General features: G+C 66.0%; 16 protein-coding genes and 6 pseudogenes. 7 read left to right on the top strand and 15 right to left on the bottom strand.

Annotation, left to right across the window (positions count from 1 at the left end; genetic code table 11):
- The 4 genes and pseudogenes from J7E87_RS29385 to J7E87_RS29370 form a co-directional block, all read right to left on the bottom strand.
- Positions 1–297: pseudogene (locus tag J7E87_RS29385) on the bottom strand (hypothetical protein); the annotation flags it as partial.
- A 102-nt stretch (positions 298–399) separates the two neighbouring features.
- Complete coding sequence (locus J7E87_RS29380) at positions 400–690, bottom strand: abortive infection family protein (protein ID WP_215097634.1); 291 nt, start codon at positions 688–690, stop codon at positions 400–402.
- Positions 691–854: 164 nt separating this feature from the next.
- On the bottom strand, positions 855–1,331 hold the full coding sequence (locus tag J7E87_RS29375; protein WP_215097633.1) for a hypothetical protein: 477 nt from the start codon (positions 1,329–1,331) through the stop codon (positions 855–857).
- Positions 1,332–1,372: 41 nt separating this feature from the next.
- Positions 1,373–2,080 carry an abortive infection family protein gene (locus J7E87_RS29370; RefSeq protein WP_215097632.1) on the bottom strand — a complete coding sequence of 236 codons (708 nt, stop codon included), beginning with the start codon at positions 2,078–2,080 and terminating at the stop codon, positions 1,373–1,375.
- 529 nt (positions 2,081–2,609) lie between these two features.
- Between J7E87_RS29370 and J7E87_RS29365 the strand changes: the two genes are divergently transcribed.
- Positions 2,610–3,911 carry a hypothetical protein gene (locus J7E87_RS29365; protein ID WP_215097631.1) on the top strand — a complete coding sequence of 434 codons (1,302 nt, stop codon included), beginning with the start codon at positions 2,610–2,612 and terminating at the stop codon, positions 3,909–3,911.
- Positions 3,912–4,168: 257 nt separating this feature from the next.
- Here the strand turns inward: J7E87_RS29365 and J7E87_RS29360 are convergent.
- Positions 4,169–4,719: pseudogene (locus J7E87_RS29360) on the bottom strand (YceI family protein).
- 422 nt (positions 4,720–5,141) lie between these two features.
- Here J7E87_RS29360 and J7E87_RS29355 point away from each other — a divergent pair.
- A complete protein-coding gene (locus J7E87_RS29355) occupies positions 5,142–6,767 on the top strand; it encodes an ISL3 family transposase (RefSeq protein WP_251018180.1) in 1,626 nt (541 codons plus the stop codon).
- A 190-nt stretch (positions 6,768–6,957) separates the two neighbouring features.
- Here J7E87_RS29355 and J7E87_RS29350 read toward each other — a convergent pair whose 3' ends face one another.
- The gene (locus J7E87_RS29350) at positions 6,958–7,749 is read right to left on the bottom strand and encodes an inositol monophosphatase family protein (RefSeq protein WP_215097629.1); all 792 of its coding nucleotides are present in this window, start codon (positions 7,747–7,749) and stop codon (positions 6,958–6,960) included.
- A gap of 877 nt (positions 7,750–8,626) precedes the next feature.
- Here J7E87_RS29350 and J7E87_RS29345 point away from each other — a divergent pair.
- Positions 8,627–11,641, top strand: a complete 3,015-nt coding sequence (locus tag J7E87_RS29345; protein ID WP_215097628.1) for a hypothetical protein — start codon at positions 8,627–8,629, stop codon at positions 11,639–11,641.
- A 54-nt stretch (positions 11,642–11,695) separates the two neighbouring features.
- Here the strand turns inward: J7E87_RS29345 and J7E87_RS29340 are convergent, their stop codons facing one another.
- From J7E87_RS29340 to J7E87_RS29320, 5 genes are all read right to left on the bottom strand, one after another.
- Positions 11,696–13,018, bottom strand: coding sequence for a hemopexin repeat-containing protein (locus J7E87_RS29340; protein WP_215097627.1), 1,323 nt, complete (start codon positions 13,016–13,018; stop codon positions 11,696–11,698).
- A gap of 676 nt (positions 13,019–13,694) precedes the next feature.
- Complete coding sequence (locus J7E87_RS29335) at positions 13,695–13,874, bottom strand: hypothetical protein (protein ID WP_215097626.1); 180 nt, start codon at positions 13,872–13,874, stop codon at positions 13,695–13,697.
- Positions 13,875–13,939: 65 nt separating this feature from the next.
- Complete coding sequence (locus J7E87_RS29330) at positions 13,940–14,122, bottom strand: hypothetical protein (protein WP_215097625.1); 183 nt, start codon at positions 14,120–14,122, stop codon at positions 13,940–13,942.
- Between the two features lie 78 nt (positions 14,123–14,200).
- On the bottom strand, positions 14,201–14,383 hold the full coding sequence (locus tag J7E87_RS29325; protein WP_215097624.1) for a hypothetical protein: 183 nt from the start codon (positions 14,381–14,383) through the stop codon (positions 14,201–14,203).
- A gap of 313 nt (positions 14,384–14,696) precedes the next feature.
- Entirely contained in the window at positions 14,697–17,198 is a 2,502-nt protein-coding gene (locus J7E87_RS29320; protein WP_215097623.1) for a S8 family serine peptidase, read from the bottom strand.
- A gap of 698 nt (positions 17,199–17,896) precedes the next feature.
- Between J7E87_RS29320 and J7E87_RS29315 the strand changes: the two are divergent.
- Positions 17,897–19,093 (top strand): annotated as a pseudogene (locus J7E87_RS29315) (IS110 family transposase).
- 30 nt (positions 19,094–19,123) lie between these two features.
- Here the strand turns inward: J7E87_RS29315 and J7E87_RS36010 are convergent.
- On the bottom strand, positions 19,124–19,258 hold the full coding sequence (locus J7E87_RS36010) for a hypothetical protein (RefSeq protein WP_285427425.1): 135 nt from the start codon (positions 19,256–19,258) through the stop codon (positions 19,124–19,126).
- Between the two features lie 429 nt (positions 19,259–19,687).
- Positions 19,688–20,401, bottom strand: a complete 714-nt coding sequence (locus J7E87_RS36005; RefSeq protein WP_215097622.1) for a bacterial transcriptional activator domain-containing protein — start codon at positions 20,399–20,401, stop codon at positions 19,688–19,690.
- 875 nt (positions 20,402–21,276) lie between these two features.
- Here J7E87_RS36005 and J7E87_RS29300 point away from each other — a divergent pair.
- Entirely contained in the window at positions 21,277–22,206 is a 930-nt protein-coding gene (locus J7E87_RS29300) for a peptidoglycan-binding protein (RefSeq protein WP_215097621.1), read from the top strand.
- A gap of 183 nt (positions 22,207–22,389) precedes the next feature.
- On the opposite strand, the pseudogene J7E87_RS29295 reads toward J7E87_RS29300, so the two are convergent.
- Together J7E87_RS29295 and J7E87_RS29290 are read right to left on the bottom strand one after the other, a co-directional pair.
- A pseudogene (locus tag J7E87_RS29295) lies at positions 22,390–22,596 on the bottom strand (transposase); the annotation flags it as partial.
- 22 nt (positions 22,597–22,618) lie between these two features.
- A pseudogene (locus tag J7E87_RS29290) lies at positions 22,619–23,484 on the bottom strand (ISAzo13 family transposase); the annotation flags it as partial.
- 64 nt (positions 23,485–23,548) lie between these two features.
- Between J7E87_RS29290 and J7E87_RS29285 the strand changes: the two are divergent.
- A pseudogene (locus tag J7E87_RS29285) lies at positions 23,549–23,806 on the top strand (transposase); the annotation flags it as partial.
- Between the two features lie 608 nt (positions 23,807–24,414).
- Positions 24,415–25,020 carry a reverse transcriptase domain-containing protein gene (locus tag J7E87_RS29280; RefSeq protein ID WP_308313118.1) on the top strand — a complete coding sequence of 202 codons (606 nt, stop codon included), beginning with the start codon at positions 24,415–24,417 and terminating at the stop codon, positions 25,018–25,020.
- Positions 25,021–25,024: the final 4 nt, after the last annotated feature.

Here is a 25,024-nt window from a genome sequence, read left to right as displayed (position 1 = left end):
TCGGGAAGCGGCGCTGTGCGGCAGGTCGGTCGGCACCACCCTGCGGCGGTCGATGCCGCGGGCGCGCTCGCGCAGCAGCCGGCCGGACTTCCCGCCCAGCACCCGCTGCACCGTCGCTTCCGGCAGGTTGGCCAGCAGCCCGACCGTGTGCACTCCGAACTTCGTCAAGGTCTGCTCCTGGGCGCGGCCGATGCCGTGGAGCTCGCCGACCGGCCGCGGATGCAGGAACGCGGCAACCGTCTGCATGCTGGAGCCCACAGCGCGCACCCCGCCCGGCCCCGGCTCCCGCGACGCCATCGCCGCGATCGTCCAAGTGGAGATCCGACGGCCACCGCACACCCCGGCCGACATCTGGCCCACCCCGTCGCCTCATGATCCTGCCGCGGAACGGGCGTGAGGCTATTGAGAACAGGGTGGGAGTTTCCCTCGATCGATGCGGTCCTGCCAGGTGTCGATCACAAACTCCGTGACAGTCACAGTGCTGTTCAGGGCCAGCCGGGCATGGCGGGTGAGTGCTGGGCTTGGTGCGGCGCGCCCGTGGCCGAGTCCGAGCTGGTTGCGCAGCTCGGCTAGGCCCTGCACTGTCGTGGTGAGTGTGCGCAGGATCTTGACCACCGTGGCGCTGGCCTTTGCGTGGTCGGCCACGGCGTCGGCGTTCAGGCCCAACAGCACTGTGACGCGCTTGAACAAGGGTGGCAGGTCTTCTCCGGGCGGGAACTCGATGCCTTGTTGTTCCAGGATGATTTTGCACAGGCTTTCGACGAGTTCTTTGCACGAGGCGATCGCTGCGGCCGGGTCGCGTTCCAGGCCGGCCCTGATGCGCTCTTGATGTTCGTGGAGTACGCGGGGGTCAGTCAGGAGCGGTCGTGATTCGAACTTCCAGTCCGGCCGGGCGCCATGGAAAGTCGCGCGGGACCCGCCTGCGTAGACCGGCAGCCCGCTGATGTACTGGTAGAGCTCGAAGCCGTCGGCCGTGAGGAGGTCGTTAAACTTCCCGCCAAACGCTGGACCTCAGTTGGGTCGCGCCGCACCACGGGGTGAAGCATTTCAGCAAGGAATCTGAGCAGCGGTTGCGGGGAGTCGCCGTTGAGGCCGAAGCGTTCGTCGGTGAACACCCACTCCGGCGGCCAGTCGTCATTGTTCAGGCAGTGCTGGGCGATGTCCTCCCGGGCCGTCAGGCGCCGGAAACCATCGCCTGCGAGGGCATCCAGGTCGTACAGACGCTCCAGGAATCTCACCTCGTCCAGAGCACCCCACCACCAGACCTTCTCGACAACCAGAAGGTCGAGAAGGCGCTGGCGGGTGACGACGGTGAGCTGCTGCGGTGCCACGGGGCTGCTCTTTCCTGTCAAGGTCGCTGGCTCGCGCGAGCTCATGTCGAGGTCGTGAGTGTGCCGCCCGCCGACGGAGTCGTCGCGGAGGCCTTACGCCAGGGAGCGTCGGGGTCGGCGAGGGTGTCGAGCATCAGCTCGCACCAGGTGGCGGCCGTGCCGACGGCGAAGCGGGCATGCCGGGGCCCGAGTCCGGTGGGTTCGGCCAGCCGTCCGTGGTCGGTTCCGAACCGGTTGCGCAGTTCCGCGACGCCGATGGCAGCCGAGGTCAGGGCACCCAGGATCCGCCTGATGCTGTCGGAGTTGTCCGGGTTACCCCCGCTGCGTGTCTGCGACACTGCCGCGGGGTGCAGGTGGAGTGCCTGCTGCGCCTGCTTGATCAGGGCAGGCAGATCCTGGCGTTCATCGACCGGAAGATTCCGCTTGAGCAGTACGAGCTTGGCGGTGGCCTCGATCAGCTGCTTGGCCGCGCCGATGGCGTCGTCGGGATAGTCGGCCCCGAACCTGCGGACCCGCTCCAGTTCGGCTTGGATGCCCGATGCCTGGGTCAGAGCGTCGGCGTGCACGGTCAGGCGGGCGACGCGTGCCGTGTGCAGGCGCAGCTCATCGTCCAGGCGGCAGCCGTCCCGTGCGAATGCCTCCCGCAGGTCCGCCACCGTTTCGGCAGGCAAGCCGTTTCCGCTGAACTTTCGGCTGTCACGGTCGAGGCGGCGCAGCATGCTCTCGAACACCCGCAGGGCCCGGGTCACGTGGTCGTCGTCGGTCCAGTCAACGGAGGCGGCGTAGGAGTCGAAAAGCTGTTTGCGGACGCCGCCTTCGCCGGGAGTGACGTCAGACCCCCTTGCGAAGTGTTCGTTCCCCAGTACTCGCCGATCGCCCCTGCCACGAGATCGCTCATCAACACCCGGACGGCGTTGCGGGCGGTCCGTGAGAGCAGTTCTCGATCAGGGGTGGCCATATAGGCAGATTACGGGGCTGGTGTATGAAACAGGCCGGCATTTTCTGCCTTCACCGATGCCCGGTTGAAGGACGGGAGCGGCCCAGGCCGTGCTGCGTCCAGTCGCAACGTGCCCCGGGTGCGGACCGGGGTCTGGCCCGTCGTGGTCGAAACCGTAGAACCGGTGCGGGAAGCTGACCGCCGACCAGCCCAGGCGCTGACCGCACTCGGACTGGAGTGGGCGGCTGACTGATGAAGCGGTACAGGAGATAAGTTCCGGAAACGCGTCGCCACCCCGTGATCGCCGTCGATATGGTCGCTCGGTACAGAGAGGGTTACTGATGACCAAGAAGGTCGTGACGCTGCCGGACATCCCCGGGGCCGGCGAGGAGCTCGAGGACTACATCGCCGCCTTGTTCCAGGCGTCGGGTCACTTCGTGGAGAAGCAGATCATCGAGTCCGCTCCAGCTGACCTCCTTGAGCTCGACATCTTCGTCACTGACTACGCGCCGGAGAAGGCCGTGCAGCGGCTGATCGAGGTCAAGGGCGGAAAGTGGGGCTTCACAGACCTGTTCAAGGTCGTCGGATGGATGCGGTACCTGGACCTTCAGCACGGAGCGTTCTTCATCACCCGGTGGGAGGACCGTGCGTCCGCTCCCCGCAAGATGGAGCCTCTCGGCCTGGACGTCGTCTGCTTCGATGACTTCACGACGGCGCCGCAGCTGTTCGAGGAGAAGGGGTTCGGGTCTTTCGCGGAGCCGAGGCTCATCGACTTGTGGCGGCACTCGTACGGCGTTGAGCGAAAGTTCGTCAAGGTCCTCAACGGTCGGGCAAGAGAGGGGGCCGGCGGGGCCACCGCAGCAAAGACCTACCACCGTCAGATCAACAACGGCACCTTCTTCGCCAGGGCTCCGGAGGAGTCGCTGGCGATGCTCTACGAGGCGTTCGGCGAGCACCCGAAGCTGACCCTCGGCTACGCGCGCGAGATCGACGGCGGAGACTTCGACCCTCACTCCGCGTCGACCGAGAGCCCGAGCTATCAGGCGATGCTTCGAGACGGCAAGCATCCTGAGCTCCAGGCGTGCATGTATTTCGAGCACCGTGCCCGTCTCGCCATCCTGAAGGCCGCCGTGGACTACGCGCTCGCGCACCCCGACGGCCCTCCGGAGCTCATGTCGGAGGACGGGAAATCGTTCTTCTTCCAGGGGCTGACCTACCACGCTCTCCCGATGACGTTCCACGACGGCATGAAGTGGCTGCGGGAACAGCCGAACTTCCGGCGTTACGCGACCTTCTGGCAGCAGTTCTTGTGGGGCTGGGGTGGGTTCTACCTGGAGGACAGGGAGGGCGAGGAGTTCGAGTGGATGGCGGACTACTCCGGCATCCCAGCTGATGAGATCCCCACGGCGCTTGAAGCCTTCGACCGGTTCTTCCCGATCTCGAACGGCTGGTTCACTACTCCAGGCTGGACCGACATTCACCTGCTCAAGATGGTCCCGTTGGCCTTCCAGGGGATCGGTGCCCACCAGCGCCGCATCCAGTACAACCTGGTCGACAATGTGTCCGCGCTCAAGCCGGGCGCTCCGTACACGATCAGCGACCTCGCAAAGCGCATCAACTGCACAGTCGACCTACTGCTGTAGACGCTGGCCAACGTCTGATGACGGCTGCGGTGGCTCTGTTCATGAGTTCCGACAGCAGATGTTCAGCAGTTTCGACAGCACCTGGCGCTCAACGGATTCGAACAGGCCGGCCTGGTGCCTTCTCCGTCCCGCACCTGGACGACGTTTGCTGTGCGGGTGCGGGACGGGATTCGACCTGGCCGCTGCGGTCCGCGCTCCACGGTCACTTCCCTGTGTGGTGGCGCCTCCGACCGGGTGCGCCGACCGGTCGGGCGCTGCTAGCTCTGCTTGATCGCGGAGATGTCGAATTCCAGGACGACTTTGTCGCCGACCAGCAAGCCGCCGCCTTCCAACGCCGCATTCCAGGTCACGCCGAACTCCTTGCGGGAGATGGTCACCGATCCCTCCAGGCCGACCCGCAGGTTGCCGTAGGGGTCGACAGCATTGCCGGTGTACTCGAGGTCGATGGTGACCGAGCGGGTGGTCTCCTTGATGGTCAGGTCGCCGGTGACGCGGTACTCGGTGTCGGAACGCGGCTCGATCGAGGTGCTGCGGAAGGTGATGTCGGGGAAGTTGGGAGCATCCAGGAAGTCGTTGGTCCGCAGGTGCTGGTCGCGCTGTTCGACGCCGGTGTCGATGCTCTCAGCCTTGATCACTACCTGGACAGTGGAGCGGGCCGGATCGGTGCCGTCCAGGTGGGTCGTGCCCTCGAACTGGTGGAACGCGCCGCGGACCTTGGTCACCATGGCGTGGCGGGCGACGAAGCCGATCCGGGTGTGGGAGGGTCGAGGACGTAGTCCCCTGTGAGCTCAGGGATTTTGACGGTCATGGTTGAGGTGCCTCCGTAAGACGGGATACCGGCGGCGGTACGCCCGGATCGTTTTGGACTCACGCTAGGGCGCGACCGAGTCCAGTTCCGGCCGGACGCACGGGGCGGCGGCAGAGTGCACTCTGCCCAGCGACCTCGGGTCATCGGCTGCCGCTGCCGGCCTTCCTTGCACCGTGGCCGACACCAATTCGAACAACTCCAGGACATGGTGCTGTCGAAACTGCTGAACATCTGCTGTCGGAACTCGGTTCTGGCACAGATCTTGGGGAGCGGTCGCGGAGCGTGATAGCAGCGTTCGATTGCGAGGGTTCGGGTTCGCGTGAGACCGCGTACGCTCAGCCGCCCGGCAGGCGAGAGTGACGCTCCGTCAGGTCTCTGTCGGTCTCCGCCATCCTCGGCCATGGCCGGTGACGGTGCTGGTTATGCAGGCCGATGCATCATTCTGGGACTCGCTCGCGTTCGACGGGATCGACGACGTGGACGTCGAGGCGGTGACCGCTGCCTTTGGCACGGACGATGTGGTGGCGAGAGGCCGGGCGGCCGGGGCGGCATGTCCGGACTGCGGTCGCTTTTCGGGCCGGGTGCGCGACTCCTATCAGCGCAGGTTGAAGGATCTTCCGCTCGGTGGGCAGAGCGTCGTGATCCGGCTGACGGTCCGGCGTTTCATCTGCGGTGCGGCGGACTGCCCGCGCCGCACGTTCGCCGAGCCGTTCGCTCAGCTGACCGACCCGTACGCGCGCTTCACCACTCGGCTCAACCACATCCTGGAACGCGTCGGTCTCGCACTCGCCGGACGAGCGGGCGCGCGGCTGGCTGACCAACTGCGCCTTCGCGCAGGGCGGATGACCTTGGTGCGCAGAGTCATGGCGCTGCCGGATCCGCAGTTCAGCACGCCACGTGTGCTGGGTGTGGACGACTTCGCGATCCGCCGGGGCCAAACCTACTCCACCGTTTTGACCTGCGGAGAAACCCATCGTGTGGTCGATGTGCTCCCGACATGCGAAGCGGGGCCACTGGCCGCGTGGCTGACTACTCACCCAGGCGTGGAGATCATTTGCCGAGACCGGGCGGGCGCCTACGCCGAGGGTGCCCGACTCGGCGCCCCCGATGCCCTACAGGTCGCCGACCGGTTCCACCTGTGGCAGGGCCTCGGCCGGGCCGTGGAGACCTGCGTCGCAGCCCACCGCGAGTGCCTGCGCACCCCGACGCCGCCGCCCAAACCGTCGACCATCGGCGCGCCGTCGGAGGCGGCGCGCTCGGACACCGACCCGCCGCAAGACGATTCCGACCTTCCCGGCCCGGATCCTGCCGGCCGACGGGCCCAGCGCAAGAAGGCCGCGCACGCCCTGGTCCACGAACTGCTCGCGCAGGGCCACTCGCGCCGGGCGATCGCCCGGCACCTGGGCTGGGGCCTCAACACCGTGCTCCGCTATGCGGCCGCCGTGCACTGGCAGGACACCATCCGCGAAAACCGGCCCCGGCCCAGCAGGCTGGACCCCTACAAGCCCTACCTGAAGCGGCGATTCGCCGCGGGATGCACGAACGTCACCCAACTGCACTGTGAACTGCTCGCCGAGCACGCCCCCGTCACCTACGCCATGGTCCGCGCCTACGTCGCCACCCTGCGCACTGCCCCGCCGGACGCGCCGCCCCCGCCGCCGAAGGTGCGGCAGGTGACCGGCTGGCTCACCCGCCATCCCACGGCCCTGAGCGAGGAGAACCGCGCCGACCTGAAGGACGTCCTGGCCCGCTGCCCCGAGCTGGACACGGCCGCCGGGCATATCCGCGACTTCGGCGAGATACTCACCGGCCGCCTCGGGGCCACGCTTCCCGCCTGGATCGACGCCGTCGATGCCAGCCAACTGCCCGGCCTCACCTGCTTCGCACTCCACATGCTCCGAGACCTCGACGCCATTACAGCAGGACTCAGTCTGCGATGGAGTTCCGGAGGTACCGAAGGCGCCGTGAACCGCATCAAAAAGATCAAAAGGCAGCTCTACGGACGAGCCGGATTCGAACTACTCCGCAAGATGATCCTCCTTCAGTAACCCTCCGCGACCGCTCCCCAGGATCTGCGCCGGAACCGGGAAACGCTTGCACGCGGGCCCGCGGGCGCGTCGAAATGTTCACGGGTTTGGACAGCGCTGATCCTGCGCGGGCTGCGGATGATGGCGCTTCTTACGCTCCCTGTCCGCCGCTCAGGAGTGCGGCCGCAGCTGCTCTATCTGTTGCGCAGCTTCAGCTGCGGATCATCGACATCAGCAGCTGGTGGGTTTCGCCCTCCGCGGCCACTACAAGTCCGCGGCCTGCCTGTCCGATCGGGCCGCCGTCGATCCCGGTGACTACGCAGCCAGCGGCCTGGCACAGAGCGATGCCGGCAGCGAAATGCACGCTCCCGGACAGGTCGCCGCCATCCGTGACGTATGCGGCGCGCTTGCCAGCGGCGACCCAGGCCAACGCCAGAGTCGTGGACACGACCCGGGGCCGGAACCGTTCCACGAACCGGTGCTGGGTTAGCAAGTCCACAGCCCGGAAGCCGGGCGCGCTGGGGAACGGCGGATCCAGATTGACATCCACGAGTTGGGTGGCAGACGTGGGCGCCAGCTGGGCATCGGCACCATCGTGTCGCACCCAGGCGGTCTCACCATCGGTGAAGAAGATCTCGTCGCTGAACGGGTCGGCCACTGCGGCCGCGCTGCCGCGCAGCGCCACGTTGACGGCCACGAGCATGTTGCCGACGGCGTAGTTCAGCGTGCCGCACAGGGGATCCACCAGCCACTGGCGCGCGGCCTCTGCGGCACCCTGCTGCCCGCCCTCTTCGCCAAGCACAGCGTCATCGGGCCGGGCAGCATGGATGATGCTGAGGATCGTCTCCTCGGCCTCAACGTCGGCGGCGGTGGCGAAGTCCCCGGCGCCCTTGTCGGTGCGGGCGAGCCGCTGGCCGTACATGTTGCGCACTACGTCCGCGCCGGCACGTGCCGCAGCTATCGCGACCCCAGCATCGTCAAGGCCCGCATACGAGTTGATCATGTCACGCAGGATATCGGCGGCAGAGGCTCAGAGCTTCGCCTGCCGGCCAATCCCGAACCCTCGCAATCGACCGCTGCTGTTACACTCCGCGACCGCTCCCCAAGATCTGTGCCAGAACCGAGAAATGACGGCACAGCGGGTTGCTGCGCGCGCCGCGTCAGCCATGCGCTGTGACTGGATGAGGGCCCGTCCGTGGGGTTCGTGCATGGCGAACGAGAGCGAGCCGGCCATTCGGGATGATGGGGTTCTGCAATCTCCCCGCATCCTGCTTTACTGGCCTTCAAAGCGTGGTGTCGCGGGGGCTGATGATCCCGGCGGTATGCCGTCTGTATGAGGTACGCGCAGGGTGGCGGGCTGTCCGCCGAGCGCCGGGCGTCTCCTCGACGGCAACAGCTGCAGCAGGGGCCAGCGCCTGCGAGAGCGGTCCGCGGGCATCGGTGTTGCCGCTGGCGGCCAATCAGTTCTGCAGATTCGCCGTCCCGGGCTGGGTGCTCCCATCACTGGCTCGGGCCTGCCCGTCCTGACCCGGCAGGCCTCGGCCTACAAGCAGAGCGACGGGCGGGTCATCGGCGAGGTCATCAGCTAGGCAATGCGCAGACCGGCGCAGCGCCCCGCGGCGTCGGTCGCCTCCGCGGTCGCACTCAGCGGTCTGGCCGCCTGAGCTATGTGGCTGGTGGCTTCGGTTCTTGTGCGTTCTCGCATCGCACACCGCTACATAAGACATCCGAATGGTTACCGTGAGTGCATGCCGCGTATTCAGGAGCAAATCCGGAGACGTCAGGATCCAGGCTGGGCCCCGTGGCTGTGCTGGGGCGGGCTGATCGTCGGCCTCGCATTGGCGCTGCCGTACCTATTCAAATCCAAATGGCCGTCCTTCATGCCATTCCCAGACCCGCACCGGCCCAACGCGGGGGAAGAGCTGCAGCTGCAGTTCGCGGGGAACAAGAAGACGGCCGACGAGATCGTGAACAAAGCGCCCGCCGAGATCGTGGACAAAGTCGAGCTGTTCAGAAACGGACTGCGGCTCGACTGGGCCCTGTTCATCCCGGGCTACACGCTGGTGCTGCTGGCGGTGTTCGGGTTTGGCGCCCTCTACTTCTACCGCTCGGTGTCGCGGCGGTTCGCCGTCCGGGCCCTGTATGTCACCGGGGTGATGGCCGTAGCGGACATCTGCGAGAACCTCTTCCTCCGCTGCGCACTCAACCGGCTCGAAGACTCGCCCGATCGGTACCTCGAATGGGCGGCCTACCTCGCCCTCGTAAAGTGGGCTCTGGCCGGCCCGGTGGCCGCCAGCTTCGCGTGGACCGCCATCACTCTCCTCTCCCGCGGTCTCCTGTTCTGGCGCGCGGCAGAGGTGAAGGGCTCGCGGCATCCGCGTGCCCTCGTAGGCAGCGCCTACAAACTCGCCAACGGAACCGAAGCCCGTGAGGACGACCCGGACATCATCGCTCCGTCCGCGGCACCGCACGCTTCCAAACCCCTGCCCGACTGGTCCGCCCCGCCCAACGCGAAGACACCAAAGGACAGCGCCCGGGCCCGCTGGCGCACCAGAGCGCTACAACTGCCGGGCCGGGACCCGGCGGAGCTCGGCATCTGCGTATCGGGCGGCGGAATCCGCTCCGCCTCCGTCACCCTCGGCGCCCTCCAGGCCCTGCGCGAAGCGAAGCTACTGGCCAAGGCGCAGTATCTGGTGTCCGTGTCAGGCGGCGGCTACATGGCGGGGGCCTTCCAGCTGGCGCTCACCCATGAACGTCCCAAGGACAAGCAGGGGCAGCGGCGGCCCGTCGCACGGGACGATCTTGCGAAGCCCGAGGACGCGTTCGCACAGGGCAGCCCGGAGGAGGACCACATCCGCCGGCATGCGAAATACCTCGCGGACAACCCGAGGGAAATGCTGCTCGCCCTGGGCACGGTCCTGCGCGGAGTGCTCGTCTCTCTCGGCATGGTGGCGCTGGTGTTCGCCGTGGCCGGCATTTACCTGCACGTCTTCTACGCGCACATCCCGTTGATCGACCTCGAGAGGTTCCGGCCGGTCACAGAGGTTTTCGCGCCGTCATGTGGCCACTTGGAGGCCCCAACGTGCCCGACGAGGGTCATCCCCACCCTGGACCTCTTCGACCATGCGCCGAAAGCCATCCTCGGCCTCCTCGGTCTCGCCGGCGCGGTGTCCGTGGGCGCCGCGTTCGCCAGGACCTTCACAAAGAAGTCCTGGCCGGCCTGGCTGTCCCGGCCGGCCTGGCTGCGGAGCGTGGTGAAGGCGATCGTGGGCGTGGCGCTGGTGGTCGCGGCGTACACGGTCGTCTTCCCTGCCGTGATCTGGTTCTTTGCCTGGCTGGCCCAGGTGCAGGAGGTCATTCCCAAGGGCAACGAGCATGACCCTGGGGTGTCTGGGTTGACTGGTGTGTCCCTGCTCGGTGCGATCACGGCGGCGGCGACTTCGGTGGCGGCGCTGTTCACCGCGGCTCACAAGTCGGTGAAAAAGCTGAAGCCGGACGGCGAGAAGGCGGGCCTGTTCGCCGGAGGCGACAAGTCGATCTCTATCCAGAGCAACGGCAGTTGGGTGAAGGTGGTCGTCTGCTGGCTCGTGCTGCTCCTGGTCGCCTTCTTCGGCCTTTCCCTCCTTTCCTGGGTGGCCGTCTACGTCAACGACTGGGACTTGGGGTGGCAGTTGGCGCTCCCGATCGCCCTGCTCATCCTGCCGTTCGCGATCGACCAGACCACCTTCAGCCTGCACCCCTTCTACCGGAGGCGGCTGGCGGGCGCGTTCGCCGTACGACGGGCGGTCATGAAGGACGGCTCGGTTGGCGCGCTTCCCTACGACTACTACGCTGAGCCGACCAGCTTGAGCACGCATGCTCGGAAGGTGGACGGTTTCCCGCAGGTCATCTTCGCGGCCTCCGCAGCCGTCTCGTTGCGCAACCGCACCGCGCCCGGCCGGCCCGCCGTCCCCTTCACCTTCGCTTCCGACTACATCGGCGGCCCGGACACCGGCTGGGTGCGGACCACGACGATGGAGCAGACCGCGCACGAGCTGATCCGCCGTGACCTCACCGTGCAGTCCGCGGTCGCGGTGTCCGGAGCGGCCTTCGCTTCCGCGATGGGCACGCAGACGATGTACCTCGAGCGGCTGCTTGCTTTGTCCAACCTTCGCCTGGGCACCTGGGTGCCCAACCCCTCGTATCTGGCCGAGATCGCGACGTACGGTCCCGACTGGACCATGCCACGGCTGCCGAGGGTGCGACGGCTGCGTTACCAGCTGCAGGAGTTGCTGGGCCGGTATTCGGATACGAGCCCCTTGCTGCTGTGCACGGACGGCGGGCACTTCGACAATCTCGGACTGGTCGAAGTGCTCCGGCTGCGCTGCCGGACCATCTACGTCATCGACTCCAGCGGGGACTCGCCGCCGCTGGCCACCACCCTGGCCCAGGCGGTGACCCTGGCGTACGAGGACCTCGGTGTGGAGATCAAGTTCAAGCAGGAGGAGATTCTCAAGCTGGTGCCGGGCAGCGCCGAACCCATCGAGCCGAAGGAGCCGATGGCGGTCCTCAACGCGCGGTTCTCCGCGAGCTCTGTGGTGGTGGGGGACATCATCTACCCGGAAGACGTTAGTTTCCCGGACGGGAAGCCTTCCGCCCACGGGACGATCATCTTCGCCAAGGCGAGCCTGACCCCGGACATGCCGTATGAGCTGCTGAGTTTCGCCCTAAGGGAGAAGGCCTTCCCTCGGCAGACCACGTCCGACCAGTGGTTCGACCACACTCAGTTCGATGCCTACCGGGCACTCGGCCACCACCTCGGCGAGGCAGCGGTGAAAGCGGAAGCAGCGCACGCAAACACCACCTCGGCGAAGAAGCGCTGTAGGAGGCGGCGGAAGGACGCCCCGAGTCGCTAGCCCGTCGCCCCCCTACCGCTGCCCGCGTCGAGCAGCCGCCGGCGTGTCAGCGTTTCAGATCCGTGTCCGTCCGACCTGCATGTGGATGTGGTCCTGGTGAGCTGCTCGCAGCGCGGGGTCGCCGCCGTAGTCGGGATAGATGACGAAGCCGCTTCCGCCGAGCATGGGCATGGGCCACTTGTTGCCGGTGCCGATCCCGCCTGCTTCGCATTCGTACGTCGCGTAGCGGAAGGCCGTGCTGAAGAGTGCGAACGCCAGCGGGTCGACGGACGGGTCGATGCGTACGGTGCTCCCCGCAAGCGGGGGAAGGTTCCCCCAGTTGCTGAGGATCGACTTGAGGAAACTGGTGCCGTCGACCATCCCGCCAATACCCGACAGATCGAGTGCGCGGCCCTGGTTGTGGCAGTCGTTCGGCGGGCCGGAGCCGTGCCCGATGCCGAGGTGGCGGAGTTCCTTCACGTCGGGAGCAGAGGAGTTGATCCACCGCGTCAGTCGGTACAGGGCGATGAGCATGCGCTGGTCGACGTTGTCGAAGAAGTCGGCGGTGGTGTTCAGGGCGTTGGTGTACCTGATTCCGTCGATGGTGGCGGGCTTGACGGTCACGCGCTGACTGGGGGTGGGCGACACAATCCCGCTCGGCCCGTCGACGAAGGGAGGGCTCTTCAGGCTGAGCTTGCCTCGCCGGATCAGATCGGCCATCAGCTTGTTGGCCTGCGCCAGTTCCAGCAGGCGGGCTGGAACAAGCGCACCGGGTGGTGTCGGTTCGAGATGGAAGGAGGACAACGTGCCGTTCTGGTCGACGTGGTCATTGTCCACGTCGTAGCGCTGGTAGTCGTTGCCGCGGAAGAAGTAGGCGTACCGTCCACCGGAGTAGACGGCGGCGTCCAGGTCTTGGCTGAACAATCCGGGCCAGCGACCAGCGATCTTTACCGGATAGCCGGGGTCGACCCGGTCCGAGGTGATGTCGTAGCGCACATACGAGTCGCCTTTGAAGAGGAACAGTTTGCCTGTACCCCAGTTCACTGCGGCGTCGATGCCCGCCTGCCAATTCATGCCACCGCTGGAGCCGTCGGGGAGCCCCGGCCAGTTGCCCGCCAGAGCGAACGGGGTGTTCGGCGGCAGATACTCCGGATCGACACTGTCCGCGACCTGGTCGTAGCGCACGTACGTCGCGCCGGTGAAGGCGTAGGCCTTGCCGGCGCCCCACCACACGAACGCATCCGGTGAGCCTGTGAGCCCAGGCCAGTTAGCCGCCACATCCAGGTTGCCTTGCTCGAAGGCGCCGGTGACCGTGTTGTAGCGGTGGTAAGTGTCGTCGTCGAAGAAGAGATACACCTTGTCGTTTGGCCAGGCGACTGCCGTCTTGAGAGCCACCATGATGAATCGCTCCCTTCCTTCTCGAGGGTCGCTCAGCGCTTGGCATCCGGGTTCTGGAGGTCGGGCGGTCTCCCGCCCGACGCGATCCTGGCGCTTCGATGCTGACGCATGGGGACGCGCTCATGCCCGTTCAGTCGATATCGGGGACCGGACAGCCATGCTGGCCCGGGCCGAACCTGTCGATGCCCTTAGTGACTTGGCTGGCCTCGACGACGCCAGGGGCTGCTCCGTGGCTGCCGGCGGGAAATGCTTCCCCCGGCAGGGGGGGACGTGTGGCGCTGAATGCCGCTGTCCGGGCTTAGACCAGGCCACTCCACGCACAGCCCGCCACCGGCTGGCAGTGCCAGCCGCGAGAGTCGTTGCCCGCCGAAGGGCCAGGGTCCCCAACATCCGAACCAAAGTAGGATGCCGGCCCGGGCGCTTCCACCCGAGAGCCCAGTATCTCGGGGTTTTCTTGAGTCCTGTATGTGCCCACCACCTCCAAGTAGGGCTGGTAGAGATCCCACCGGCGCTCGATCGCTCCCTGAACCGGCATGTTGAGTCGCATGGTTACTCCCATCGTCAGAATGGGGTGCGCGTCCCAGACGCAGTCTCACTCCCCGGCGCCGTCACTCCAGGAGCGCGGGGCGGGCGTGCCGGACGAACGGTCAGGCTGTCGCCCGGCACGGGCGCGGCCTCAGGCGAACAGGCTCGCAACCAGAGGGATCAGCGGGAGGAAGTTTGCCTCGACGCCGGAGGTGTCGCCGTTGGTGCCCGCGGGCCTGGCGGAGGTTCGGTCGATCGGCGGGGCCTGCTGGGGCATCTGCAGGGAAGCAAACACCGGATGGGCCTCGTCTCGCATGGTCTGGTCGTTCATCGTGCTCTCCCTTCAGTCTGGGCGTCGGCGACTGGGGCGCACCGCTGTCGCCGACGCGTAGGGCCTCAACCGATCAGGCTGCCGACGCCTTTGACGAGCATGTCGAACAGGCCGTTTGCCTCGACGCCGGAGGTATCACCGGCGGCCCCGGGCCTGGTGGAGGTTCGGTCGATCGGCGGGGCCTGGTGCGGCATCTGCAGGGAAGCAAACACCGGATGGGCCTCGTCTCGCATGGTCTGGTTGTTCATCGTGTTCTCCCTTCGGCTCTTGTCTGCCGGGTGGGCGTCGGCGACTGGGGCGCACCGCTGTCGCCGACGCGTAGGGCCTCAACCGATGAGGCCGCCGATGCCCTTGGCGATCAGGTCGAACAGGCCGTTTGCCTCGACGCCGGAGGTATCACCGGCGGCCCCGGGCCTGGTGGAGGTTCGGTCGATCGGCGGGGCCTGCTGCGGCATCTGCAGGGAAGCAAACACCGGACGGGACTCGTCTCGCATCGTCAGGTCGATCATGGTGTTCTCCTTTCACCGTTTCGCCTTCAGCAGGACGGTTCCTACCGGAAGCGGTGGGAACGAAGCCGCCTGTGGCAGCGCCCAGGCGGACTCTTGTCTCACACTGGGGTGCTGCGCATCGCGTAGCACATCTGCCGAGCCGGTCCCGGCAGGTGGCCGCAGCCTGACCTGGCTGCTTCCACGCCGCCGTCTGTGTGCCGGTCTGCCGGCGCTGACCCGTTGTCTCGATCCACGGGCGGCGCCTGGACCGGAGCGTTGATCTTCGGCTGGCTTCCTGGGTTGTTCATTGCTGACCTCCTCGTTTGCAGAACGCTCACATGCCACCGATGAACTTGTGGACCGGTGCGAGGCTGACGGGAAGCTCGTCACTTACGTCGAAGGTGAACAGGTAGGACACCCTCGCTCGTCGATCGTTCTCGGGGTCGAAGAATTCGAGGATGACCTCTTGGCAGTCCGAGCCGGGGCGGCAGAAGGGGCTCTTGGAGACCCTGACGGTGTCCAAGGTGTAAAAGTTGTCGTCCTTCCCCGGGAGGTGCTTTGCGGAGAGGAGACCGTCCCTCATCTCGCTTCCGACCAGGAATGCGTTGGTTCCGGCAGCGTTCAGTGCCCGATCGGCGGAGCTTTGCCCGAGGTTGCGGAACTGCCAGTAGACCTTGTCGAGGAGCGCACGGACCGTCGTGCGGAGGTTGTCACGCTTCTCCTCGTCGAGTGGGACCTCGCGCTCCTCGTAGTCGGCTGTGACCGCCTGTACCACAGCGTCGACCAGCAGGGCCTCGTTCCATGTGTAGAGGCCGCGGCTCTTGACCTCGACTACGGGGACGACTTGCCCGGAGTACAGCCGAACGGTTCGGTCCGTCAGTACTCCCGGGATGGACACGCGCGAGACATAGTTCGGATCGTCCGTGTTCTGAATCTGGCCCAGGAGGGCGTCCCGGAAGGTCCTGTAGACCGTGGACACCGGCGGGTACGAAAGCGTCTCCACGATCTCGGCGAGATTATCTCTCTCGTCGGCAGCGCTCCCGGCGGCCTTCCTCACCTGTTCCGAAGTCGCTCTCGGGTCGCTGATGATCGGCCGGTGCCAGTCCATGCCCGCCGGCATCTCGGCCTCCAGGGCGTAGATCGGCGTGGCGTCCATGGTCAACGTCCAGGTCAGCTTGTCGGACGCCCACGGGTTCTTCGACAGGTAGGCGTGCAACTGAGCCGGGTCGTATATGTTTGGCTGGACTTCCCGCTCCACGCCATCCGGCGACTGGTCCGCTGGAGTAAAGGCGTAGGGCATCTGCTGGCGGAAACTGTCTCTGCGGGCCTCGGTCTGGAAGTCGAACCCGATTGTGCCGATCGCGTAGATCAGTGAGCGGCTTGAGCCGTTCCCCCCGCACTGACAGCCTGACGAGGGACTCCCCCCGCACCCGCAGGACGGGCGTACGCCAGGCAACTGGGCACTGCCGCTGGGCGCCGCCGGCCCTTGTGCAGACACGGGTGGTGCAGCCCCTGACTCCGTTCCGGTGGTGATGGCTCCCTGGTGCGCGCTGGCGTGGGCGTGATGGGTTTCCATGGAGTTGGTTCCCTCGTTCGGTTCAGAGTGGTTCGCTTCGAGCGGCGAGGGTTCGCCGGCGGCGTGCACCCCCGGTTCAGGTGAGACGGACTCCGCCTGCTGCGCTATGGGCTGGGCGTGCGGGGACGAGGGCGGAGCTGCGTCAGCGTTCTCTGCCCTCTCGCCTGTGGTGTCGGCTGCCTCACCCGCGGTGGCGTGCGCGTCACTGGTGTCCATGGCGTTGGCTCCCTCGTTCGATTCGGCGTGGGATATCCGGAGCAATGAGGATTCGCTGGCGGCGTTGACCCCCGACCCGGAGGAGGTGGTCACGGTTTGCCGTTCCACTGGCGGTACAGGCCGGGAGGGGACCGTTGCCACGTCAAGATCAATTACGGTGGTGCTCCCTCGCCTGATCAGGTCGTAGGCCCGGGCTGCGTCGAGGTGGCCGACCAGATGCCGTCGGCACTCAGGGGCGTCGCTGGGGGAGCATGAAGAGACGGTTGCGGTTTCGAGGATGGCCCTGCCCGCTGCGATCGGGTCGGCCCTGCGTCCCTCCCGGAGCTGCGCCGTCACGAGGAGTGCGGCAACTCCAGATACCGCAGGGGTGGCGAAGCTGCTGCCGGTCAGGGCCAGCCGTCCGCCGCCGGGTGTAGCACCCTCGATCTCCTGTCCTGGGGCCAGCACACCGTTCGTGCGGTAGGCGACACCCCAGTTGTTGGTGTCCAGCGGCTCGCCGCTGGTGTCTGTCGCGCCGACGGCGAGCACGGACGGCGCGGCAGCGGGGGCCTGCAAGCAGTCGCACCCGTCGTTTCCGACAGCCGCGACAACGAGAACGCCGTTTTCGTGGCACCGTCGCAGAGCCCGCTCCAGCATGCTCTCGGCGCGACCATCCGCAGAGCGCTCGCCGCCGCTGATATTGATGACATGCGCCCCCTCCTCCACGGCCCGCTCAACGGCACGCGCCAAATCGAGCTGGGGCACTCGCCCTTCCGGGCCGTCTCGGAACACGGGGAGGACCAGCCCGCGACACCGGGGCGCGATACCAACGACAGAGGTTCCCGGCTGCCCGAAGAGAAGACTCGCCACGTGGGTGCCGTGCATCGACATCGGTCCTCGGCCAGAGGGATCCTGGACCAGAGTGTGGATCCTTCTGACGTCGGCGCCCGCGAAGCAGGGATGGGAAAGGTCCACCGGTCCGTCGAGCACGGCAATGCACACGTCGGGGTCGCCGAGAATCTCCTCCTGCGCGGGAAGATTACGAAGGATCGACCGGACTTTCATTCCGCATCCTCTCCCTCTCCTGAGTGAGGCGGACAGCCATCGGTACGAGCTTCCCCCTTGCATGTCGCGACGGTGTTCTCGGGACTGTCCGGGATGCGTTGCGCAAGTGTCGATCGTTGGTCTCTCACACGCGTTTTTCCCTGGTCAGGATGGGCGTGCCGAGCAACTCGACCGAGAGGAACATCCGGTGCGGAGGGCACCTACAGAATGCACAGTGGTAGGTATTGAATGGTGCTTGCCTCGAGCTATTGAATCCTTCGAATTCACCACTGCCGGGAGGAGGGTCGCGCTCCCCATGAGAGCGCAGGGTTTCCTGGCTATTCCCGTGCTGCAGGACGATGGTGCGCACCGGGCCGCCGCTGCCGAGCGGGCTGTTGCCCGACTGTCGGAGACAAGGACCTCACCGGCCACGCCCAGGCCCGACGGCTCTACGCCACTGGCGCGCCAGCCGAGGCCCCCGTTACCTTTTTCGTGGCTCCGCAACGGGGCCTCCGGCCTTCGGGTCCTGCATGACTTCCCCCCTTGTTGTTGATGATCCGGGGGGTGGTGTCACCGGGCCCGAAGGCATCGACGGACCGCTGATGAGGGGCTTGAGCACCGGCTTCACCCGGGCCGGAAGAGCTCTCCGTAACGTGGATGTGGCAGCTCGGTGCCGTGCCAAGGCCGGACGAAAGCGTGAGTGGAGGGGCCTGCACGTGATCGACACCGGCGACATCGACGTCTTCCTCGGCCTGGACGTCGGCAAGGGCGAACACCACGCCACCGCCGTCACACCGGCCGGGAAGAAAGCCTTCGACAAGCGGCTGCCCAACACTGAGCCCAAGCTCCGCGAGCTGTTCGCGAAACTCCAGGCCAAGCACGGAACGGTGCTGGTCGTGGTCGACCAGCCAGCTTCAATCGGTGCCCTGCCGCTGGCGGTTGCGAGGGACATGGGCTGCCCGGTCGCCTATCTACCGGGGCTGACGATGCGGCGGATCGCCGACCTCTATCCCGGCGAGGCAAAGACGGATGCGAAGGACGCGTTCATCATCGCCGACGCAGCCCGCGCGATGCCTCACACCCTGCGGGCGATCGACGGCGAGGATGAGACGATCGCCGAGCTCGAGATGATCGTCGGGTTCGACGATGACCTGGCCGGCGAAGCGACCAGGGTCGCCAACCGGCTGCACGGCCTGCTGACCCAGATCCATCCCTCGCTGGCGGGTGCTGGGGCCGCGGTTGCAGCACCCGGCGGTGCTGACCCTGCTGGAGCGGTTCGGCTCCCCTGCCCAGATCCGCAAGGCCGGCAGGCGTCGGCTGGTCACGCTGTTACGGCCGAAGGCGCCGAGAATGGCCGAGCGGCTGGTCGAGGACATCTTCACGGCCCTGGATGAGCAGACCGTGACCGTCCCGGGCACCGATGCGGCTGCGCTGATTGTCCCGAGCCTGGCCGCCTCACTGACAGCCGTCCTTGACAGCGGAAACTCCTGGCCGGGCGGATCGAGGAACTGCTGGAGGCTCACCCTCTTTCGAAGGTCCTGACGTCCATGCCGGGAGTCGGCGTCAGGACCGGAGCACGGATCCTCATCGAGGTCGGCGACGGCAGCACCTTCCCGACCGCAGGCCACCTCGCCGCCTACGCCGGGCTCGCCCCGGCAACCCGCAGTTCCGGGTCGTCGATCCGCGGCGAACAGCCTTCCAGGAGGGGAAACAAGCAGCTCAAGCGGGCTTTCTTCCTCTCCGCGTTCGCCGCCCTGGCCGACCCGGCATCGCGGGCCTACTACGACAAGAAGATCGCCCAGGGAAAGCACCACACCCAGGCCCTGCTCTTCCTCGCACGACGCCGGGCCGACGTCCTCTTCGCGATGCTCCGCGACGGCACCTTCTACGAACCTCAGACCGCCAGGTCAGGCTGAATCGCCGAGAATCCGCCTTGCTTCAGCCCACTACTGCTCGAACTCCTCCGCGGAGATCCCGGCTGCCTGGGGCTGGTCCTGCCAGCCGTCCCGTGGTCCCTCGGCGAGCACGCCGTACTGCCGTTCATAGCGGCCCATCGCCGCGAGATCGACATGATCACGCAAGTGCAGAACCTCCGCCAAAGAAGCAGCCGTCACCGGCCGCGAGTCCTTCCCCCGGACCTCAACCTGACGCGCCGCCCAGCCCTCTTCATCGGCCTCGTACTACAGCCACAGATCTTCGTCCTCGTAGTAGGTGCGGAACCAGGTCGTCATGCCGCCATCCTGACCCACGAGCTTGACCAAACACATAGGGGCACCCCCCGCACACTCGCCCCGGCCAGTAACGGTCGCAAGACTGAACGCTTCGAAGGCGGCCCGCCGCCCTCGGCCATGAATGACCGTCGGTATCCTGATCTGCCCTGATTGCCTGCGGATATGCGGTCAAACTACCCCAGCCTGCGCCCTTCTGATGGCATGACAGGAAATTGGGGCCGTAAGCAAAGGCCACGATGGCCGACAGCAGTCGGACTGCCGGCTGGTGTCATCCTGCGGCTACGTGGGCGTCAGATTCTGTACCAGCTCAGTCATCCGCGGTGACGGTGCCACTCTGAGCTCCCTCTGCAGGAACGCTCGGTAGTCCCGATAGCGCCTGAGCGCACTGGCGACATTGCCTTCGGCGAGGTGAACCTCTATGACCATGCGGTGCGCGGTTTCTCGTATGGGGTCGATGGCGATGACCGCCAGCGCCGCCTGGAGCGCAGGCAGGTACTGCTCCGCCGCCTGGAACTGTTGGGCCAGACCCTCCAAGGCGTACACCCGCATCTGGTCCCAGCGCTCACGCTCCACCAACAGCCAGTCTTCCGTCCAGCCCGGCAGCAGCTCCCTGCTCAGGTCGCCGACAAGCCGGTCCCACTCGGGTGGCAACGGTGCCTGCCCTTTGATGACCTGACGCGCCGACTCCCGCACTCCATGCAGATCGACGCGAATCGAGGGAGAGAGCACGAGGCGCTGGCCGACACAGTCGACGACGCTCACAGATCCGACGCGCCTCCCCTGGCACAGAGCCGACCGCAGGTTGGCTGCTGCTCGGAAGGAAGTGCAGTCGGGCCACAGTTGCTCGGCGGCTGCAGCTCGCTGCGCGCCATCGCTCTGCAGCGCCAGGAACGCCAGCAGCCGCTGCGCTCCCATGGGGAGGGCGATCCTGCCGCCGGCATTGGTGAATTCGAAAGAACTCAGTACCTCGAGGCACGCGCTATTCCACGACACATCCCCCACTGTGCAGCCGGTATGTGCCTCGCGCACCTGCTGATCGCCCTTGCCGAGTAGCCCTTCACTCTCCCCTGGCCAGGATCAATGAGTGAGAGATGAACGAGCGACGTTTGCGGGATGCGCCTTGAACAATCCGGGGAACATCGGTCCGACGGCGGTGGGGGAGTCTCGTGTTGATCTGACTGCGACCCCTGCCTACGGCAGGACGGGAGGAGCATCGGATGGACGGCCGGTCGGTGCTGCAAGGCATTCCCTGAAGGGATGAGATCCTCGGCGACGCCGAGGTGTGCATCGCGGTGCTCAACGAACTCGTGGGCCTTTCTCATCCCTCCTCCGAGGGAGCCAATCTCAGAAGGTTTGGCTCCCTTGTGCAGGAGCCCGCCGGCCAGAGCGCAGCCGGGTGCGAGGCCGCGCTGACCGGCGATCCAGTCACACCATGCGTGCCCCGCGGTCGAATCCCGCTGGGATGACGGCAAGGCGAAAGGAGAATGATCATGATTGCGCAGACTGAGTGGAATGAGGCCAGGCTCTGGCCGACGGCACTGCAGATACCGCAGTAGGCACCGCCCGTCGACCGGACCGGAAGCTATGCCTGCGGGTGTCCTCCGGGACGCCTCCGGCGTCGACGCAAACATCGTCCCGAGGTTTGCCACCGATCTGGACCAAAAATTGGGGTGGCATCTTCCCTCCGGTGGTTTTCTGAACACTCAAACCGCCTGGGAACCGACGGCCGAGGGCGAGGGAGTGGGACCGGCATATGGGGCCGAGGAAGTCCTGATCCGGCCAAGTGCAGCAGTCCGTCCCTCTCTCAGCCGCCGCCGGCTGCTCCTGCAGCAACGCCATTTCGTAGGTGGACGAGAGAGGAGCCAGAGATGCACGACACCGTCAGGGACGCCTTCATCCCTTTCAATGAGCCGTTGGAAGGCCGAGTCCAGTTCATGTATCTAGACGTCAAGAGCCTGGTGTCCACGGGCGTTGGGAATCTGCTCGACGCTGACGATCCCAGCCTCTTCGGGAGTAACCCACAGCCACTCCCCGACATCTTCACCTTGAACTGGTTGGACAAGAACTCAGGGTCGACGGCCGGCCGCGCCGAAATCACTGATGAGTATCAAACAGTCAAGTTCAGCGGAACTGCCTTCGCTTCGCTGGCCGAGAAAGAGGCGATCACGCGTCTGCGGATCACTAATCCGGAGATCAACGGGCTGGTAACGCGCAAGCTGGACAGCTTTGAGGCCACGCTCAAGACTCGGGCCCCGTTCACGAGTCTAGGAACCTGGCCGGCCGACGGGCAGCTAGGCCTCTTCAGTATGGCCTGGGCCATGGGCCCGCACTTCAAGTTCCCGGTCTTCCAGGGCGCGGCAGCAGTCCAGGACTGGCTGACCATGGCGCGCGAATGCAGGATGACTGAGGCCGGCAACCCAGGGGTCAGGCCACGGAATGTGCGCAACGGGCTGCTCTTCACACTCGCGGGCTGGATGGCTGCACCGCCAGAAGGCGATTTCACGCAACTCGTTTTCGACCCCGTACAGAAACTCGATGCCAACATGCGGTCGGGAAACTTCCCCGTCCCGCTGAACTTGACAATCGGGCTGCAGACAGCCCTGGAGGTGCTCGGCTTCAGCCCGAATGGGCTCGACGGCGTCTTCGGGAAGGGCACACGTGCGGCCCTGGTTCTGTTCCAAAGCACTAACGGACTCGCCAAGACACCAGCTGCACAGAGCGTTAAGGACGTCCCACGGGAGACGGTGGACGCTATGGCGTCACAGCTCGACGACCAGCAGGTTGAGCACTTTCCGTAGCAGCCGCAGACCTGCCGCTGCCGAGGAAGCTGACAGAGAGGCCCCGGGCCGCGCTGGTTCCGGGGCTTCATGCTGTCGTGTCGTGGCTGACCGCTACGAACCGGAAACCCGACCCGCTGTCGAGTCATGAGCACCACGGGATGTGGCTTCGTTCGCTTTGAGAGGTCGTTTCATCCTGTTGTTTCATCCCTGAATACGGCTTTGATGGGCTGGTGTCGGGTCGCGCCAGGAGATGGTGTTCTCGCCGGTGAGGCGGCGGGTCATGAGGTCGGTCAAGGCTAGGTGGATCACGGCTTCGGAGCGGTGTGGGTGGGTTTCGTAGTCGCGGGCCAGGCGGCGTTGAAGCATGAGCCAGCCGTAGGTCCGCTCGACTGCCCAGCGTTTCGGGATGGGGGTAAGGGCTTGCAGATCATTAACACGTCGTCTTGATCATGCTGTTGGGGTTGTCGCTTAGGGCTCGAACCCGAGCCTGGAGGGCCGTGAGGGCGGAGGGTGGGTGGCCGCCGGTGGGATGACGATGCTGTGCGCCTTGAGCAGTGTCCTGATCTTCAGCAGGGTGCGGTGCATGGCGGTCCGGCTGCTGTCGAACAGCACGGCGAGGGGTTCAGCGGCCAGGGCGACCCGCAGGTGAAGGACGGCCGCCAGGACCTGGTCGGGGAAGGCGAGTCGGGGCGGGCGACCGCGCTTGAAGTCACCGTCGACGGCCAAAGTGTCGGTGAGATCGCTCAGTTGCTGCCGGGACATGCCGGTCAGGAAGGGGTCGGACAGGAGAGCATGGTCCCACTCCGGGACCGGCTTCTGCGGAGCCCGGGGCGCTGGGATGGCAGGGCACGGCTGGGCGTGCACGGCATAGTTCCAGTCGCCATGGAAGGCATGTCGGGTCAGTGGCAGGGCCGCCATCTCCGCGTCGCCGATCTGGACCCCGGTTGGGTAGATGTTGGTGTCCAGCTCGGCCATGACGCGCAGTCCGGTGCGGGTGGTGGTCGCGGCGATGGACTGGACGATGACTTCGTGGCTGGCCAGCGGGCGGCCGCGCCAGTTCAGGGTGATGTGGGAGAAGAGCCGGTGCTCGATTTTATTCCACTTCGATGTGCCCGGCGGCAGGTGGCAAACGGTGTTCGTCAGTCCTGTTTCGGCCGCGAGCCGGGCGAGTTCGAGCTTCCAGGCCCGGGTGCGGTAGCCGTTCGAGCCGCCCGCGTCGGCGGTGATGAGCAGTCGTGTCGCCTGCGGGTAGGCGCCCCGGCCCTGGCCGGACCACCAGCGGCGGATCGATTTGAGGCGCCCCGAAGTTCTCGGACACCGGACCAACTAGAATTGTTGGCCGGATCAACGGAGAAGGCACGTGGCACGACAGCGCAGGAATTTCAGTCCTGAGTACAAGGACGAGGCAGTCAAGATGGTGATCGAGGGATCCCGCCCGATCGCCCAGGTCGCTCGGGAACTCGGGATCGTCGAGGGGACGCTCGGAGACTGGGTGAACGCCTACCGGCGTGAAAATCCCGCTGAAGAAGCACCGTTGAGCATTTCTGAACGTGCCCGCCTGCGCGAGCTCGAGAAGGAGGTTCGCGAGCTGCGGATGAGGAACGAGTTCCTGGGAAAAGGTGTGCCACGAACACGGGAGTAGTTCGCTATGGGTAGTTGAGCGGCAGATCGTGATGCTGCACGAGTGATGAAGGTAGGCCTTCGGAGCCGCCCTGCGGGGGGAGGCTGCAAACCGCCACATGCTGCGGAAGCGGTGACGCGACCGTGGTGAGCGATGTGGAAAAGGCGCCCAAGAGGCGTCAGGTGGGGATCAGGAAGACGGGGCGCGAATCCCCGTCAAGGGGGACGCTGTTGACGCGTCGTTAAGGATGAAGCGGCATCAAAACCGGGGGTTACTTTTTGCCCCGGGATGAGCCTGGCGGATACCCGATCTACTGGCCAGGTGGTGCGCGGCGTAGAGGCGACGTGATCCTGGTCTGCGGCGCTCGTGCGGAACGAGGGAAGGCACGGCTTGATGCTGCGGCAACCCGACTTGGATGATGCCGCGTAAGGGAGAACCTCAAGCGGGGAACCCGCGAGAGGCTGAGTACCGATGCAAGCTGTGTCGGCGGACCGGTTCGTAGTAGTGAGGAAGCTCTTGCTCGGCGCGGTGAGGGTGGAGCGAAGGGGCCGGATTGTCCGTGGTTCGTTTGTTTGGTCAACCGGGTTTTCCCCGGGAGGAGCTGTGTGAGCGAGCTGAAGTCGACAGGGAAGCCGTTTGATATCTCGAAAGGAGAGGTCTGGGAGGCGTATCTGAAGGTGAAGGCGAATCAGGGTGCTGCGGGGGTGGATGGCTGCACGATCGAGGAGTTCGAGAAAGATCTGAGGGAGAACCTCTACAAGATCTGGAACCGGATGTCCTCGGGAAGCTACTTCCCGCCCCCGGTGAAAGGTGTGGGGATTCCCAAGTCGCATGGCGGCGGGGTCCGTTTGCTCGGCGTGCCGACAGTGTCGGACAGGATCGCCCAGACGGTGGTGGCCAGGCATCTGGAGAAACGGGTGGAGCCACTGTTCCATGCGGACTCGTTCGGCTACCGCCCCGGACGGTCGGCGCTGGACGCGGTGTCTGCATGCAGGCAGAGGTGCTGGAAGAAGAAGTGGGCAATTGACCTTGATATCGCCAAGTTCTTCGACAGCGTCCGCTGGGACCTGGTCATGAAAGCGGTGGAATCCCATACTGACGCCGCGTGGGTAATTCTGTATGTGAAGCGGTGGCTTGCCGCTCCCGTACTGATACCCAACGGCACCTTGCAGCAGAGAGACCGGGGAACCCCGCAAGGCAATGCCACTTAGATAA

Source organism: Streptomyces sp. ISL-1, from assembly GCF_018614585.1.
Taxonomy (GTDB): domain Bacteria; phylum Actinomycetota; class Actinomycetes; order Streptomycetales; family Streptomycetaceae; genus Streptomyces; species Streptomyces maoxianensis.
The sequence above is the reverse complement of the archived record's forward strand: the minus strand, read 5'-3'. Positions and strand labels throughout refer to the sequence as shown.